The following is a 15,215-nucleotide window of genomic DNA, read 5'->3' as shown; positions in this document are numbered from 1 at the left end:
GATCGCTGGATGGATCCGATCACCGCGCTGCTCGATGCCCCTCGGGCGCAGGGCGCTTTCCTGCTCCGGGTGGCGATGGTGCCGCCGTGGTCGGTGCGGATCGAGGACGAGGCGCCGCTGACGGTCGTCGCCACCACGTCGGGATCGGCCTGCTACGTGCCCGAAGAGGGCGATCCGGTCCGGCTGCTACCGGGCGACCTGCTGCTGATCGCCAGACCCGACCCGTACCTGTTCGCCGATGCCCCCGACCGGCCGCCGCAGGCGGTCATCCACCCGGGCGGGCGGTGCGAGACGCCGGTCGGCGCGAGTCTGGAGCTCCCGATGCGGCAAGGGGTTCGGACCTGGGGCAACGCCGTACAGGGCCATGACACCATGCTCGTGGGCACCTATCCGAGCGTGGGCGAGGCCGGGTTGCGGCTGCTGAGCGTGCTGCCGCCAACGATCCTGCTGCGCGAGGCCGACCACCGCACCGGGCTCATCGCGGTGCTCGCCGAGGAGATCCAGGGAGAGGGCATCGGCCAGGCCAGCCTGCTGGACCGGCTCTTGGACGGTCTCACGGTCACCGCGATCCGCCATTGGGTCGAATCCCCGGCGAAGCGTCCCCCGGGTTGGCTCGGCGCCGGCGCGGACCCGGTCGTCGCCTCGGCGCTGGACCTCATGCACGACGAGACCGCCCAGCCCTGGACCGTCGCCTCCCTGGCCCGGCGGGTCGGCCTGTCGCGGGCCGGATTCGCCCGGAGGTTCACCGCCGCGGTCGGTGAACCGCCGATGACCTATCTGACCTCCTGGCGGCTGGCGCTCGCCGCCGACCGGCTGCGCCACGACGACACTCCGGTGTTCCGCGTGGCCGCCGAGGTCGGCTACCGCAGCCAGTTCACGTTCAGCACCGCCTTCAAACGCCACTACGGGGACAGTCCACTCGCCTACCGACAGCAGACCGGCTCCTGAACACACATCGAAGACGCCAGACGCCGGCTGTGGCTCGAAGAATCAGCCTTCTTTGACGGGTTGACGCGTGCAGGCCCTGGCGGAGGACGCTCACGGTCTGCCGGGTGAGCTGCCTCGACCGCGGAACCGCTGCCCACCAAACGCATCGGGGCAGACCCCAGATGATCTAGCCCGTCGAAGTCGCTGCGCTTTTCAGGTGTCTGAGCACATCATCGACCAGATCCTCTGGGGTGGCATTCCCCTTGCCGTCGGCGGTGAGGTGACCGGCGAGCGCGAGATCGGCGGCCCCGTGCGTCAGTGCGCGGAGCAATGATGCCAGGCGAACCGAGTCGCCGGGCGGGAGTGCGCCGACCTCTTGGGCGGAGGCGACGAGGTCGACGAACGTGGTCTGCGTCAGGGCCGCGGCTTCGGCGAGCTCCGCCGAATCGACGGTCCACGGTCCGAATACGAGCTTGAACCGTGCCGGATATCGCAGCGCCCAACCAATGTAGTCGTGCAGCACCGTACGCAGTGCCATCGGGGGCAATTGCTTGCGCCGCAACGATTCATGCAATGCCGCATGTAGTCCTTGGAGCTCCCGGGCAGCCACTGCCGCCAGCAGGGCCTGCTTCCCGGCGAAATGCTTGTAGGGCGCATTGTGCGACACCCCCACCAGGCGTCCCACATCGCGCAGTGTCACCGCCTCGACCCCGCCCTCGTCCAAGAGCTGAGCGGCCGCCTCTACCAGTGCTTCGCGTGTGCTGCCCATCACGCCTTCCATGGTTGACAACGTCAACCTAGCGAATTAGGTTGACAGCATCAACCTAGCAGTCGCCAACCGCGAGGGACCGAACCATGCCACCGACCCCGCGTCGAGTGAGAGACCGCCCTCGAACCCGCATCGTTCTCATTTGACCACTTAGGCGGTATCGCAATGTTCACTTGGCTAGCGCGCTTCAACTATGCGCACAGGCGCCTGCTCCTCATCGTGACCGCGCTGTTCATGGTGCTCGCCGGCCTCTGGGGCGGCGGGGTCTTCGGCGCGATGATCACGGACGGGCTGACGCCTCCCGACGCCGAGTCCACCCGCGCCACCGAACTGCTGGAAGACCATTTCGGACATCAGCCCGGCGACCTGGACACGGTGGCGCTCTACACCGACTCGACCGGCGAGCTGACGATCGACGATCCGGCCTTCGAGCAGGCGGTGACGGCGGCGCTCGACCAGCTGCCCGAGTCCGAAGTCCTCTCCTGGACCAGCTACTGGAGCCCGGGACTTACCGAGTCCGAGCGCGCCCGGTACGTCTCCGAGGACCGGTCCTCGGTGATCGCCGCGATCACCTTGGAAGGCGCGGACAACACCGAGCGCCTCGAATCGTACGGCGAGATCGAGAGCCTGGCCCGCGCCGACGACGACCGCCTGGAGACCTACATAGCGGGTGGCTCCACCAGCGTGCACCACCTCCAGGAGCAGGCTCAGCAGGGCCTGGCCACCGCGCAGATGATCGCGCTGCCGATCCTCCTTGTCCTGCTGCTGCTCGTCTTCCGCAGCGCGGTGGCCGCCGCCGTCCCCGTCGCCCTGGGAATCCTCGCGATCCTCGGCTCGCTGGTGCTGCTGCGCTGCCTGACGTACGCCATCGACATCTCGGTCTTCGCCCTGGAGATCACCCTCCTGCTCGGTCTCGGCCTCGCCATCGACTACGGGCTGTTCATGGTCAGCCGGTTCCGCGGCGAACTGGACCGCCGCGGCGGCGACGTGAGCGGGGCGCTGGAGGCGACGCTGAACACGGCCGGACGCACGGTCGCCTTCTCCGGCCTGGTCGTCGTCATCGGGCTGTGCGGGCTGCTGTTCTTCCCGCAGCCGATCTCCCACTCGTTCGGCTGGGCCGGCATCACGGTGGTGCTGTTCAACATCCTTGCCGCGCTGGTGGTGCTGCCCGCCGCGCTGGCGGTGCTCGGCACCCGCGTCAACTCGCTCAGCCCCCGCTGGCTGCGCCGCCGACCCGGCGTCGTCACCCGCGAGGACCGGACGTGGGCCGCGCTGGCCCGCTCCATCATCCGGCGGCCCGTGCCCTGGCTGGCGGGCGGCATGCTGGTGCTCCTGGTCGCCGCGGCCCCGCTGCTCGCACTCGAGCCGGGCCAGACCAACCACCGCTACCTCCCCGAAGACAACGAGGGCCAGGTGGTCCCGCGGATCCTGGACGAGGAGTTCGCCGCGGGCCATGCGGCCGAGAGCCGGTTCGACATCGCCGTCCCCGGGGCGGTGGACGAGCAGGCCATTGAGGACTACGTGCGGGCCCTCGAGGGTATCGAGGGGGCGGTGGACCCCGCCGTCCATCGCGCTGACGACGAATTCACCTGGGTGACAGTGGGTTTCGAGGGAGAGGTCGACGACGTCCACAACCTTGCGCTCGTGCGGGAGATCAGGGCGTTCGGCCCCCCGGCCGGCGCCGACGAGGTCCTCGTCGGGGGCGAGGGCAGCCCGGCGGAGGGCCTCGACAACAGCGAGGCGACGACCGGCGCGCTGCCCTGGGCACTCGCCTTCGTCGGCCTGTCGACACTGCTCGTGCTCTTCATCTGCTTCCGGTCGGTGCTCGTGCCGATCAAGGCCGTCCTCGCCGCGTTCCTGTCGCTGGGCGCCTCACTGGGCCTCGTCATCTGGGGTTTCCAGGAGGGCAACTTCGACGGGGCCCTGCTGGACTTCGCCGTGGTGGGCACGACCGACGTGTGGGGTCTCGCGGTCGTCATCACCATCGCCTTCGGCCTGGTCACCGACTACGAGATGTTCCTGGTGGGCCGCGTCTACGAGGAGTATCAGGCCACCGGTGACAACCGGCGCGCCATCGAGGTCGGCCTGCGGAGCACCGGTTCGGTCATCACCCGGGCCGGCCTGCTGATGGTCGTCGTGCTCGCCGCGATGGGCTTCAGCGCCACATCGCTCTTCGTCATGACCATCGGGGTCGGCCTGACGCTCGCCGTGGTGATCGACGCGACCGTGGTCCGCGCGATCATCGTGCCCGCGGCGATGCAGCTACTCGGCCGGGCGAACTGGTGGCCCTCCCGACCGCGGACGCCCAGCCGGCAGTCGGCCCCGTCTGCGCTCCATGACCCGCAGATGGATCGGCGCTCCAAAAAGGAGAGTGTCAGGTAAGTCGTGGCCGTGGATCGACCGCTCCTGCCGCTCGGGCAGCCGTCGGTGGAGCGAGTCATGTGGACGCGGTCGGGGCCCTCAGCATCGCTCGGGCCGGTGTTCCAGGGCCGGTCGCAACGGCGTTCACAGGTGATCGCGGCGCTGACACGGTCTCGGCACCTCCGGCGCCGGCGAGGCGGGACCCTCGCGGGCCGCGCCGCTCATGTCTGTTCGGCGAGGTACGTCTGGAGCCTGGTGTGCCGGAACTGGTAGACGGGCCCCGACTGCCGGAGTACACCCCTTCGCGCCGCGTCATCGAGGAACCTCATGAGCCGCAGCGGGCCGCGTCCCCTGATGGCGAGCACGATGCAGGCAAGGGCGAACGCCCACACCCCGGTGATGCGTGCGTAGACCAGCCAGAGCACGGCCACCGCCTCGATGAACATCACGGCCCACAAGACCAGTTGTTCGAGCGATGGCCTCCACCAGTCGGCAATCGCAATCCCGCTGCCGAGCAGGCTCGCGAACAGCGCGTACCCGAGGACGGTCGTGTGGATCGTCCTGAGCATCCGGACAGGAGTCGGATGCTGCCCGACGACGCGAGCTTCACGGGACCATCGCCGGATCACCCAGTCGAATCCGCTGAAGATCCGCCGCGCCACGAGCACGAGCACGATTCCGACGCCGATCGACGCCGCGAATGCGGCGGTACCGCCATTGGCAAACGAGCGGCGCACCTCCGCACCGCCGATCTCCGACACCGGGCCGAGGTCCCATCCGGTGGGCTCCTCCTGGAGACTCATCCAGTTCTCATTGAGCACCATCCAGAACGCGAAGACCAGCCCTCCGTGGACGAGGACGGCACGCGACTTCATCCACTTGAGACGACCGATGAGATCGACGTATCCGACCAGCGGCAGGTCGGCCACCCGCCGACGTTCGATCACGGCCGCCCCCACGGCTGCCGACGGCACGAGCACCAGAACGGACAGCACCAGGCCGACGGGGATGATGAGGTCCCATCGCCCGAGTCGGACCTGCTCCAAGGCCGAGATGAACATGGTCGCCGCCGCGGCTAGGACCAGTGCCGCGACATGCAGCCGCCCCGCACCGGCCGACCGGTGCAGCTGCCACCACGCGATGTCTCTGGTCTCGAACCGCTCGCAATGAAGGGCCAGGTACGCCAGCCATCGCCGGGCCTCGCTGGGCTCATAGGGCCGCAGGCGCATCGCGGCCAGCGCACTGTGCTTGCGGCCGTATACCGCCGGCACGTACGCGTTCAAGAGATGGAGCTCGAGTGATGCGGGATCAACCAGGTCGAGCAGTTCGGCGGGGTTCGTCGTGGGGGTGTCGTAGGCGGTCCTGGCCAGGTACAGGTTGAGCGGTGTCGACAGCACCTTCGCGAGGGGTCCGTCCGGTTCCGCCGTGAGCGTCTCGGTCACCGGCTTCCACCGGTTTCGGGCGGCGAACTCGCCGCCGGGCAGATAGGTGGCAGCTTCTCGGGCGGTGACCGGCGCGATCTCCACGACCGCCGCACGCTCCAGTGGACGCTCGGCGGTTTCGACCGCTGTTTCGTATGCGCGGGTCCGCGAGGTCAGCACCAGTGGGAGCGACGTCCCGGAGGGCTCGTCGAATGCGTCGTTCAGCGCCGAGAACGCCGACGCCCGGCTCTCCGCGGGCAGCTCGTCGAAGCCGTCGAGGACCGGCAGGAGACGGCCTTCCTCGAAAAGCGCGGCAACGTGGTCGGCGCCGGCCTTGGTGCGTCCCTTGAGGTATTCGGCGGCCACGGTTCGCGCGATCCACGCTTGGAGCCGGTCGGCGCGGGAGTTCCAGCCCGCGAGATCGAGCAGGACCGGGATCGGTCCGCCGGTCGCGCGGTCGGCGAGGAGGCGGCAAACGAGGAGGACTGCGAGCGAGGTCTTGCCCGAGCCCGGCGGGCCGAGGATCACCAGGCGGCCCGAGGGAATACGGCGCCAGCGCTGAGCGATGTCGTCGGCGGTGCCCGATTCCCAAGCCGGATCGAGCACCGCGGCCGTTCCCGCCACGTCGGCGTCGGAGGGCGCGATGGGGCGCCCGGTCGCCTGCCACGCCACCGGGATCGGTGACGGGTCGGTCAGGCCCCGCTGGCGGGCTGCGGTGGTCCACTGGCGGGCGAGGATCTTCGCCAGGTCGCGTGCGGTGCGGTCGACGCCCGTTGATCGAGCGGCGGCCTCCTGGTGCAAGGACAGCGCCCATCCGACGAGCGCGGTGACCGCGGCCAGGCAGGCCAAGGTTGTCAGCGCCGGTGGACCGCCGGCGCGCCAGCCAAGGTACGCCGAGGCCGCGGCGACGATGAAAGCCAGGAAGTTGTTCAGCGGACCGAGCCGGATCAAGGCGCGCAGCACGGGTTCCTCCTAGGGGCGGGGAGGCGGGCGGATCGATTATCGCACCGTGCGCGACAGCCCGGTTGTCTCACGAGCACCCTCGTGGCCGGAATGGCCGATCCCTGTGGGAGGCGAGCGCTGCGGTCGACACACCGTCCGGCAAGGCGGCTGTTTCAGTTTGCTGGGCGCTCATAGTCGTTGAGGACCTGGAGGGCCTTGGCGATGCGGGTGGCCCGGGCGGGGCCGTCACTATTCGCAGCCGAAACCGGCGCACGGCAGGTCGAGGGCGGCCTTCTCGCTGCTCACACTGCAATACTGCGCAGTGTCGGTAATTGAGGTGTACTCGGCCCGGTAGGCCACCAACGTCTCGTCGGTGAAGGCCGGGAGATCCTTCGCGCCTTGGAAGGCGAGTTCGGCCAAGCCCTCCGCGTCCGTCTCGGCCACGCCGGCGACGCCCCCAGACAGCTCACCGCTCTCGTCCGTGTGCAAGACCATGAACTGCACCTCCGCCCCCTCGATCGGTTCGCCTTCAGTGGTCAGGCGACCGGTCAGCACGACCCTCTCGGTCGGGTCACTGGTGGTTACGCTGGCGGCCTCGATCTCGGTCGGAATGCATCCGCCCGAATCGGGCAGGATCGAACACCCGGTTCCGGCGATCAGCAGCAATGGGACCGTCGTCCACAGCCCGACGCTGAAAGCAGTCGCTCTTCGCACGGGAGATCTTCCTCCAGGGGTTCGGGGGATCGAGAACGGTCGCGGTGAGCAACTGCACCAATATATCAATGACGAGCTTGTAGTAACCTGCTTGAGCCCTGTTACGGTGCAACAGATGTCGTGAGGCATGGCAGGTACTGGCCCGATGCGGCAGGAGAGCCCTGGAAGAAAGCGGCACCGAGCACGCAGGCCGTGATATTCTGTGTGTTGCGGGTCTCTTTCAGAACTCGAGTCCGAAACAATAAGAGTCGTGCGGGAAATCTTGCAGATCGTTCTTTGTCTTTCTATGGATCTTTGATTCATCGGTTGCGTGTTCTCAGAAGCCAGGTCATCGTCGTCAACACTGTTGCTAGGACTTTCAAAGCATCACAGCATGGCCGCCGTCCCAGGACGGCGGCCATGTTCGTTCAGTCCTCGGGGAAGCAGTAGGGGCACAACCGGTTCGAGAAGCCGGGGGTGTCCGGCGCGGGCAGCGCGTCGAGCGGCTCGAATTCGTAGGGCGTGACCTGGTGGCCCGCGCCGGTCTCGTCTCCGAACCGGCACCGCTCCCCGACCCTGGTGCGATGGATCGCCGAGAAGAGCAGGACTGGATTCGGGACCTGCGAGCCGAACGGTTCGGGCGTGTAGAAGTGGTCCTTGTTCCAGCGGACGAAGGGGTGGGAACGGTCGAACTTGTCGCGGACCCGGATCGCCTGGGCGGTGAACGCCACCTGGGTTCCCGGTGGGCGCTCGGCGTTCAACTCGACGTCGTACGAGGTCTCCAGCAGGTTGGCTTCCTCCCACATGTCGATCTCTGGTCCGAACGCCTGGTCCGAACCAGACCAGGCTGTGCCGTTGGCAAGCTCGACGCCGTCTGAGCTGCGTCGGACGCGGTACTGGATGAGGAAGGTCGGATCGGCGAGGAGCCTCCTGGCCTTCATCGGATCGAGCCGGAGGCGGAGGATGCGTTCACGGATGTGGACGGAGTCGCGTGCGTACGGTTCGGGTCTGGGGGTCTCGGAGAAGGTGGTCGTGACCGCCGCTTCGCCGAAGACGGCGAGGAGGTCGGGGCGGACGACGATTTGGCGGCCTTCGATGCGGGCGTAGACGCCGGTGAGTTCGGGGACCTTGCCAGAGGCCTTCACGCCGAACAGGATCGCCATTTCGGACCGGTTGGCCCGATGCAGTTTCTCGAACACGTCGACGCCGAAGAACTCCGCCAGCGTGCCGAGGACTTGCAGGAACAGGGGCGTGTCCACTCTGATGTTCGGCGCGACGCTCGCGTAGACCGTGTTCGTGTACCTCGGGACGAACGGGCGGACGCGCACCTCGGCGGTGAACGGAAAGTTCCCGGCGAAGGGGTCTGGGGCATCGACGGTGCCGGTGGCGTTCACGACGATGGTGCCGTCCTCGAACCTGACGCCGACGTTCTGGTCCGGGTGGATGTTGGGCCGGGTCGCCGTCGCCATGATCACCGCGAACTTGGCGTTGACCTGCAAATAGGTCAATGCCACCCCAGGATCGACGACCAGGCGTGCGCTTGCCTCGCCGAGCTCCATCTGCGGCATCGGAGCGAGTCCGGGCGGCGGAGGGTCGGGCGGCGGACCGATGGCGGCGGCGTTGCCGTGCGTTACACCCACGCCGCTGGTGGCGTCGATCCCGAGCGCCAGCCATCCGCCCAGGATCCGGACGTCGCCGAGTTTGACCAGGGGCGTGATGAGGACCGAGCCGGGAATCCCCGAGGTCATGAGCGCCAGTTCCTCGGACCACAGGCGATTGGTCAGCAGCCTGAAGGTGAGGTAGGGCTGCGCGCGATCGCGGATCAGCGCGGTGAACGCGGCGCGGGCGTCCTGGGACGCCAGTGCCGCCAGAGGGTCGAGTCCCGTCGGGCCGTCCAGGATAGTGGTGCCCACTTGCGCGGTGTCGAGCGTGAACTGGCTCAGGTCCACCACGGCCTTGTCCCAGGCATGCTCCTGGCTGACGTGAACCGGCACCGCGGCGGTGGCGTCCACAGTGAGCAATACCGCGCCGGCGGCCTGCCCCTCCAACGTCAACTCGAAGCGTCCCGCTCCGGCCAATTGCACCGCGACCCTGTTCGCCGCACCGTCGAACCGCAACCTCGGCTGGTCGATCGAGATGGTGCCCGTCGCCTCAAGGCGCCCGAAGGGGGTCGCGGCGGCCCATTCCCCGGACTGCACCGCCGACTTCCACTCGGTCCGCCAGACCGCTTCGAGCGCGTCGACGACGACATGCTCTGCCACGTAGGACACGGCCAGATAGCCGCCCAGCTCCGCCATGGCGAACCTCCGAAGCGAAGAGTTCGTGCCGTTCCGACCGAACCCGAAAAATGTAACGCAGGACACGTCAGTGATCAGTCTAGCGCCGATGCTCACTGCTGGTGGGCCCATAAATGCGCAGCGCACACCTGCAATGGCCGGGACGGCCGCGGCGGCGGGTGTGGGCGCGACGACAGAGCAAGACCCGCTCGCAGCGCTGGAGGGGTGGCTGGAGTACTACCGGCTGTCGTTCGGCCCCGACGTGGTCGAAGGCGTCCGCGACCTTCTCATCGCGGGTCGGCGCTCGCCCGTCGACGCCGGCCATCTGTCGGACCCTGGAGCCATAATCGGGCTTCACAGCGCAGCGGTGCCGCGGAGTAAAAAACGGCGCCACCGGAGCAAAGGAGTCCTCGCATGACGAAGTACCTGATCTCGTTCCCCGGTGAGGCCATGGTGATCCCCGCGGAGGACTTCGCGGTGGTGGCCGACGCCGCACGCGCCGTCATCGAGGAGGCCAAGGCAGCGGGCGTGTACGTCTTCGGCGGCGGCATCGATGAGGACGTGGCCCCAGTGCTCGTCGCCGGCGATGGCACCGTCACCGCAGGCACCCACCCGGGTCACACGGTGCCCAACGGCGGCTACACCGTTCTCGAACTGCCCTCACGGGAGGCGGCACTGGAATGGGCCGCGAAGATCGCCGTCGCCTGCCGCTGCTCGCAAGAGGTCCGGCAGTTCCAATACGACCCGGCCAGCTGACGAAGGCCAGAGAAACCCCGTTGGCAGGCGTCGAGCGCATCGCTTCGGCAGGTGGTTCAGGCCGATCGAGCGGCTGAGAGCTGACCCTCAGCGTCCCGAACCCGCACGCCGAGGCCTATGGGAACGCGCCGAATCTGGGTCCACCGCATCATCCTGAGAGGGATGCGAATTTCGTCATTGAATCTACGTTGGCGGTTTGACAATCGCCCATACGCCCTGTGCGGTCGGCGCCTACGGGGTCGAGGGTGGCCGGCGAATCCAGACGGCCGCGTCTGCGGGCAGGACATCGTCTTGGACTGGGGCGCTTGACAGGACCGGCACGCCCGCGTCGAGGAACACCTGCATCGGTACGGCGTCGGAGCCGAAGTTGACCGCGCACGTGAACGTCCCGCCCCGAGTGAACGCGAGGACCCCTTGTGGAGCGGGGGTCCAATTCAGGTCGCCGCCCCGCAGTTCGTCGATCGTTCTGCGGAGCCGGATCGCCTTGCGGTACATCGCGAGCGTCGAGTCGGGCCGGCGGAGTTGCGCCGCGACCGTCAGTGCGGCCCATGATTCGGGCTGGGGCAGCCAGGGAGCGCTCGAACCGGCCGGAGCGAATCCGAACGGGGGCCGGTCGCCCAGCCAGGGCATGGGGATGCGGCACTCGTCGCGGCCGGCGCGTGCGCCACCCGAGAGGGACCGGACGGGGTCCTCCTGGAATTCGATCGCCAGGTCCGGCGCCTGTGGCAGGCCGATCTCGTCGCCTTGGTACACATAGGCGGACCCGGGCAGCGCGAGACTGAGCAGGGCCATCGCGCGCGCTCTGCGCAATGCGGTTGCGCCCTCCGGAGAGAGCCGGCTTGCCACTCGCACCGCGTCGTGGTTGCCGATCACCCAGGTCGGGGTCCGCCCGACCGCCGCCATCGCCGATACGGCGACGGCGACGGCGTCGCGGATCTGCGGCAGCGACCAGGGCGCCCAGATGAGCTCGAAGCCGAATGCCTGGTCCATTTCGTCCGGTCTGACGAATCGGGCCGCGCGAGCGGGGTCGCGCAGCGGGGCTTCGGCGACCATGATCCTGGGCGGGGTGTAGGAGTCGAGGATTCGGCGCCATGCACGGTAGATCGCGTGGACGCCGTCCTGGTCGAAGTACGGCCGGTTGCCGCTGGCACCGGGGAAGGCGAAGTCGGGCAGCCCGGACGGCTTCACCAGTCCGTGCGCGGCGTCCACGCGGACGCCGTCCACGCCCTTGTCGAGCCAGAACCGCAGTATGTCGGCGAATTCGGCCCGGACTTCGCCACTGTCCCAATTGAGGTCCGGTTGCGCAGGGGTGAACAGGTGGAGGTACCAGTCGCCGTCGGGGAGTCTGGTCCATGCCGGACCGCCGAACGCGGACCGCCAGTTGTTCGGGGGCTGGGCGCCGTCGCCGCCGCGGCCCGGCCTGAAGTGGTAGCGGCCCCGAGCCGCCGCTCCGGGTTCGGACGAAAGGGCTTCGCGGAACCAGGGGTGCTGGTTCGAGGTGTGGTTGGGGACCATGTCGACGATGAGCCGCAGTCCCCGATCGTGCACCGCGTCGAGCAGTTCGTCGAAGTCCCGCATCGAACCCAAGCGCGGGTCCACGTCGCGGTGGTCGGCGACATCGTAGCCCCCGTCCGCCATCGGAGAGGGGAAGAAGGGCGTCAGCCAGAGTGCGTCGACCCCCAGATCGACCAGATAGTCGAGCCGAGAGCGGATCCCCGCCAAGTCGCCGATCCCGTCGCCGTCGGAGTCGGCGAAGCTGCGCACGTATATCTGGTAGATGAGCCCGTTTGCGGCCCAGTCGGTCTCGCTAATCGAGCCTTCCTTTCGCGCGCTGCCGGCCTGCCGCGTCCGGTCGGTCGTTCGTCAGCTCCTCGAGCTGCTTCGCGAGCTGCCGTGCCACAGGTCCGCTCTCGGCACCGTCCACCAGTTTGACCTCCGCTCGCTTGAGCGCGCGCCAGACATCGCCCATTTCGGGCATCGAGGGAATGGGGTCGCCGGAGCGGAACGTCTCGTAGAACGCCCGGATCGCCGGTTCGGCGCCGCGGCTTCGCTCCAGCGCGTCCAGCCGCACCGGGACATGGGGCCAGATCTCGGACAGTGAACTCGATACCGCGGTGCGGGTCAGGTGGTCGACGATGAGGTCTTTGGCGATGGTCTTGTTGCGTCCGCGCCGGGTCAGACAGAACCCGTGCACGGTCACCATCGGACGGACCGGTGCGAAGCCCCGGTAAGGGGGCACCGGTTCCACCGCGAGGTTCAGGCCCGCCTTCTGCGCCTCCCGCAGTACACGTGAGGCGCAGAGCAGGAACGGCGTCCGGCCGGTGATGAAGAGGTCGACTGCCTCGATGCGTCCGATCTCCGGTCGCAGGCAACCGAGACCGGCGAGCCCCAGCTCCCGGAATCGTTCGAGGGCGGCTCGGGAACGCGGCGTGTTGACCCTGAACTCCCCGGTGTCCAGACCGCCGTCCTCGCGCCGGCCGAAAAGCTCGCCTCCGGCCGCGAGCAGCACCGGGTACAGGTAGTACGGGGAGGGCACCTGCATCGCGAACGGCACCTCGGCGGCACCGACGCGCAGAAGCTCCTGACCCATGTGGATCATCTCTTCGAACGACGCGGGAGCGGCGGGAACAAGGTCCACATTGCGCAGCAGCGCGGGGGCGTCGAAGGCGTACGGAATGCCGTACAGTTCGCCGCGGAAGGTCATAGCGTCGATCGCCAGCGGGTCGAAGGCGTCGCGATGGCGCGGCGACAGTCGCAGCGGTTCGATCATTCGACGCTCGGCCAGGATGCCGATCCAGTCGTGCGGTCCGACCAGGATGTCGGGCACCGGGACGGCGTCGTTCGGATCGCGCAGGGTGTCGAAGAGCTCCTCGAATTGGCCGCTGCGCAGTTGCGCGTCGACGCCGTGCGTCGCGAGGAACTCCGAGAAGAAACGCCGCAGGGCGTTGATCCGGAGCTCCTCCCCCCAGACCAGGACCTTCGGGCCCAGCTCGTGGAGCCGTCCCTGTTTGTCCCGGATCCACCGCTGCCCGCTCGAGTCGGTGAAGGTCGCCTCCACCCGGAATTCGGTCGAGTTCGGCGCGGTCAGCGCGATGGGACGGAACACGGGTTCAGCCGCGGGCGGCAGCACCGCCATCTCGAACCGCTCGCCGAGGTTGGGGTCGTCGAGGCTCAGCACCGAGAATTTGGCGTCGTACACCGGAGTCTCTGACGCATTGCGTATGAACACGCCCCAGTCGAGCGCGGGCCGGCCGGCGTCGGAGGAGTATCCCCACCAGGCCGAGACCAGGGCCGCCTGATCGCGGCGTTCCATCGATTCCCGCTCTGCTCGCAGCTCCGCATTGGCCTGATCCCTCGCGGACTCGATCTTGTAGACGTTCCTGGCGGCGACCGCCGCGACGGCGGCGAACAGCAGCGCCGCCATCGAGGAGACCGACGAGATCCAGTTGGGGATGTTGCTCCAGTCCACTGCTCAAGGATATGAACTTCTCGAGCGTCTCAGGGTTCACGAACGGATCGGGCCGCGACCGCTGGATGACCGAACGGCGCCCGCCGGGAACTTCACCAACGACGTGGAAAGGGGGGTCGCGAGCTGCCGCCGCACTACGACCCCGCTCGGCCCAGGCACCACTCGAGTGGGCTCACAGACCTGTCATGGATTCAGGCAGTTCCAGGCATGGCCGTTCTGGGATGGCATGTCCCAGACTGGTCCTGTTGGATCGTCGTCGACCTACCAGCACGGCACCCCTCGATCCATTTCGCGAGAATCGGACAACCCGCTACCCCTGATTGCAGAGGTTCACCCCCGCATGGAGAACGAGCACCTTCAGCCACTGGCTCAAGTCGCCAACCTGGGCCCGCCAGCGCAGATGTTCGGATCGCTCGCGTCGGTCCTCGCCGGCTTCGCGTTTACAGCCCTGATCATCTATCTCGAGCGCCAGGACACCGGCACCCGTGGGCAAGATCCCGATGCCTCCTTGGTGAAGTACGCCCACATCGGCCCGGCCTCGATCGTCAAGACGCTGTTCTACGCGATGTGCGCCTTGACCGTGTGCGCGTTCCTGTACGCGCGACTCGCCGGCGAGTCGGTGACTTCCGGCCGGGTCCTGCTCGGAATGTCGGTGTACGGGATGGTTCTCGGGGCCGCGGTACTTTCCCTGTTCTACGCCTTGAACTTGGTGATGGTGACACATCCGGCTACAAGGTCCAGTGCGGAAGCCACACGGTGGGTGGTCGCCGCAGCTGGGCCGGCAGTAGTGGTCGGCATGTTGGCCGACCTGCTCGACAGCGCCTGGACGGCGGGATGTGGCGGCGCCTGCCCTCAATGGATGTCCCCTCGGGCGTGGAGTTTCGGACTTCTTCTTGTGTTCGCACTCGGCGGGCTACTGCTCACGGTGCCGGCGCTCCAGCGAGCGGAGAGGATCCGCAGACCGATCCGGTGGCTACAGCGCCGAGCGGTCGTCCAGGCCGCGGCTGACCTGCTGCTGCCCAGGCCCCATTTCCCTGCGCTCATCACTTTGGTACTTGCATCGATGATCGGCATGGCATCGCTCTGGGCCCGAGGCGTCGCGGACCCCAGCTCCGGCGGACTCGACCCCCGAACTTGGGTCCATCTGGTCCTGATCCTCACTGCGGCGGTGATGGCGGTCTTCGCGTTCGCCACCGGCAGCGTTCTCGACCCGGCTCCGACAATGCCCCTCGAAGGTAAAGGGCTGGACGGCCACGGGCTGGAGTTCAGTAAGGTGGCCGGCCAGCCGAGGATCAGGGTCATGGCGGTTGAAGCCCGCCAGATGCTCGGGACGGTCGTGGGACTCGAACCGGGCGGCTCGAAGTTCCGCACATGGAACGCGGGCAGTGCCCATTGGATTGAAAAGAACGTGGTCAGCCCCGCAATCGCCGAGGACGACAGCGTCGACCCCGCCCAAGTCCGGGCGGCATTCAAAGAACAGGTGTGCGAGGACGCCAAGCTGCGTTGGTCCGAACACGAGGCTCGACGGCCTCCTCGACTCGCCCCCGACCGCTGACGCTGCGGACGCTTCGAGAAGTCGGCGTCGGACCCTGCCGGTAGCG

11 protein-coding genes are annotated in these 15,215 nt (G+C 68.0%); 5 read left to right on the top strand and 6 right to left on the bottom strand.

The annotated features are described in order from the left end of the window. The first annotated feature begins 9 nt into the window (after positions 1-9). Positions 10-948: an AraC family transcriptional regulator gene (locus tag BLQ63_RS13660; RefSeq protein ID WP_091035468.1), complete on the top strand. Its 939-nt coding sequence runs from the start codon at positions 10-12 to the stop codon at positions 946-948. Positions 949-1,114: 166 nt separating this feature from the next. On the opposite strand, the gene BLQ63_RS13655 is transcribed toward BLQ63_RS13660, so the two are convergent. After that, entirely contained in the window at positions 1,115-1,708 is a 594-nt protein-coding gene (locus BLQ63_RS13655; protein ID WP_218125248.1) for a TetR/AcrR family transcriptional regulator, read from the bottom strand. A 153-nt stretch (positions 1,709-1,861) separates the two neighbouring features. Between BLQ63_RS13655 and BLQ63_RS13650 the strand changes: the two genes are divergently transcribed. Continuing rightward, positions 1,862-4,078 carry an MMPL family transporter gene (locus BLQ63_RS13650; RefSeq protein WP_091035460.1) on the top strand — a complete coding sequence of 739 codons (2,217 nt, stop codon included), beginning with the start codon at positions 1,862-1,864 and terminating at the stop codon, positions 4,076-4,078. A gap of 200 nt (positions 4,079-4,278) precedes the next feature. Here BLQ63_RS13650 and BLQ63_RS13645 read toward each other — a convergent pair whose 3' ends face one another. From BLQ63_RS13645 to BLQ63_RS13635, 3 genes are all read right to left on the bottom strand, one after another. Then, entirely contained in the window at positions 4,279-6,441 is a 2,163-nt protein-coding gene (locus tag BLQ63_RS13645; RefSeq protein WP_091035456.1) for an NACHT domain-containing protein, read from the bottom strand. 228 nt (positions 6,442-6,669) lie between these two features. Beyond that, positions 6,670-7,086, bottom strand: a complete 417-nt coding sequence (locus BLQ63_RS13640; RefSeq protein ID WP_143014886.1) for a hypothetical protein — start codon at positions 7,084-7,086, stop codon at positions 6,670-6,672. 455 nt (positions 7,087-7,541) lie between these two features. After that, positions 7,542-9,410, bottom strand: a complete 1,869-nt coding sequence (locus tag BLQ63_RS13635; RefSeq protein ID WP_091035446.1) for a hypothetical protein — start codon at positions 9,408-9,410, stop codon at positions 7,542-7,544. Between BLQ63_RS13635 and BLQ63_RS28855 the strand changes: the two genes are divergently transcribed. Next, positions 9,409-9,807 carry a hypothetical protein gene (locus BLQ63_RS28855; RefSeq protein ID WP_218125247.1) on the top strand — a complete coding sequence of 133 codons (399 nt, stop codon included), beginning with the start codon at positions 9,409-9,411 and terminating at the stop codon, positions 9,805-9,807. The genes BLQ63_RS13635 and BLQ63_RS28855 overlap by 2 nt on opposite strands. Then, positions 9,804-10,145: a YciI family protein gene (locus BLQ63_RS13630; protein ID WP_091035443.1), complete on the top strand. Its 342-nt coding sequence runs from the start codon at positions 9,804-9,806 to the stop codon at positions 10,143-10,145. The genes BLQ63_RS28855 and BLQ63_RS13630 overlap by 4 nt, the downstream gene beginning before the upstream one ends. Before the next feature lie 231 nt (positions 10,146-10,376). Here BLQ63_RS13630 and BLQ63_RS13625 read toward each other — a convergent pair whose 3' ends face one another. Together BLQ63_RS13625 and BLQ63_RS13620 are read right to left on the bottom strand one after the other, a co-directional pair. After that, positions 10,377-11,909 carry a glycoside hydrolase family 13 protein gene (locus BLQ63_RS13625; RefSeq protein WP_245680965.1) on the bottom strand — a complete coding sequence of 511 codons (1,533 nt, stop codon included), beginning with the start codon at positions 11,907-11,909 and terminating at the stop codon, positions 10,377-10,379. 43 nt (positions 11,910-11,952) lie between these two features. Further along, entirely contained in the window at positions 11,953-13,614 is a 1,662-nt protein-coding gene (locus BLQ63_RS13620; protein WP_091035436.1) for a sugar ABC transporter substrate-binding protein, read from the bottom strand. A gap of 340 nt (positions 13,615-13,954) precedes the next feature. On the opposite strand from BLQ63_RS13620, the gene BLQ63_RS13615 reads away from it, so the two are divergent. After that, complete coding sequence (locus BLQ63_RS13615; RefSeq protein ID WP_091035432.1) at positions 13,955-15,169, top strand: hypothetical protein; 1,215 nt, start codon at positions 13,955-13,957, stop codon at positions 15,167-15,169. Positions 15,170-15,215: the final 46 nt, after the last annotated feature.

It is taken from the genome of Glycomyces harbinensis (assembly GCF_900101745.1).
In the GTDB taxonomy this organism is placed as follows: domain Bacteria; phylum Actinomycetota; class Actinomycetes; order Mycobacteriales; family Micromonosporaceae; genus Glycomyces; species Glycomyces harbinensis.
Note: the sequence above shows the minus strand (reverse complement) of the source record. Positions and strands in the feature narration are given on the sequence as shown.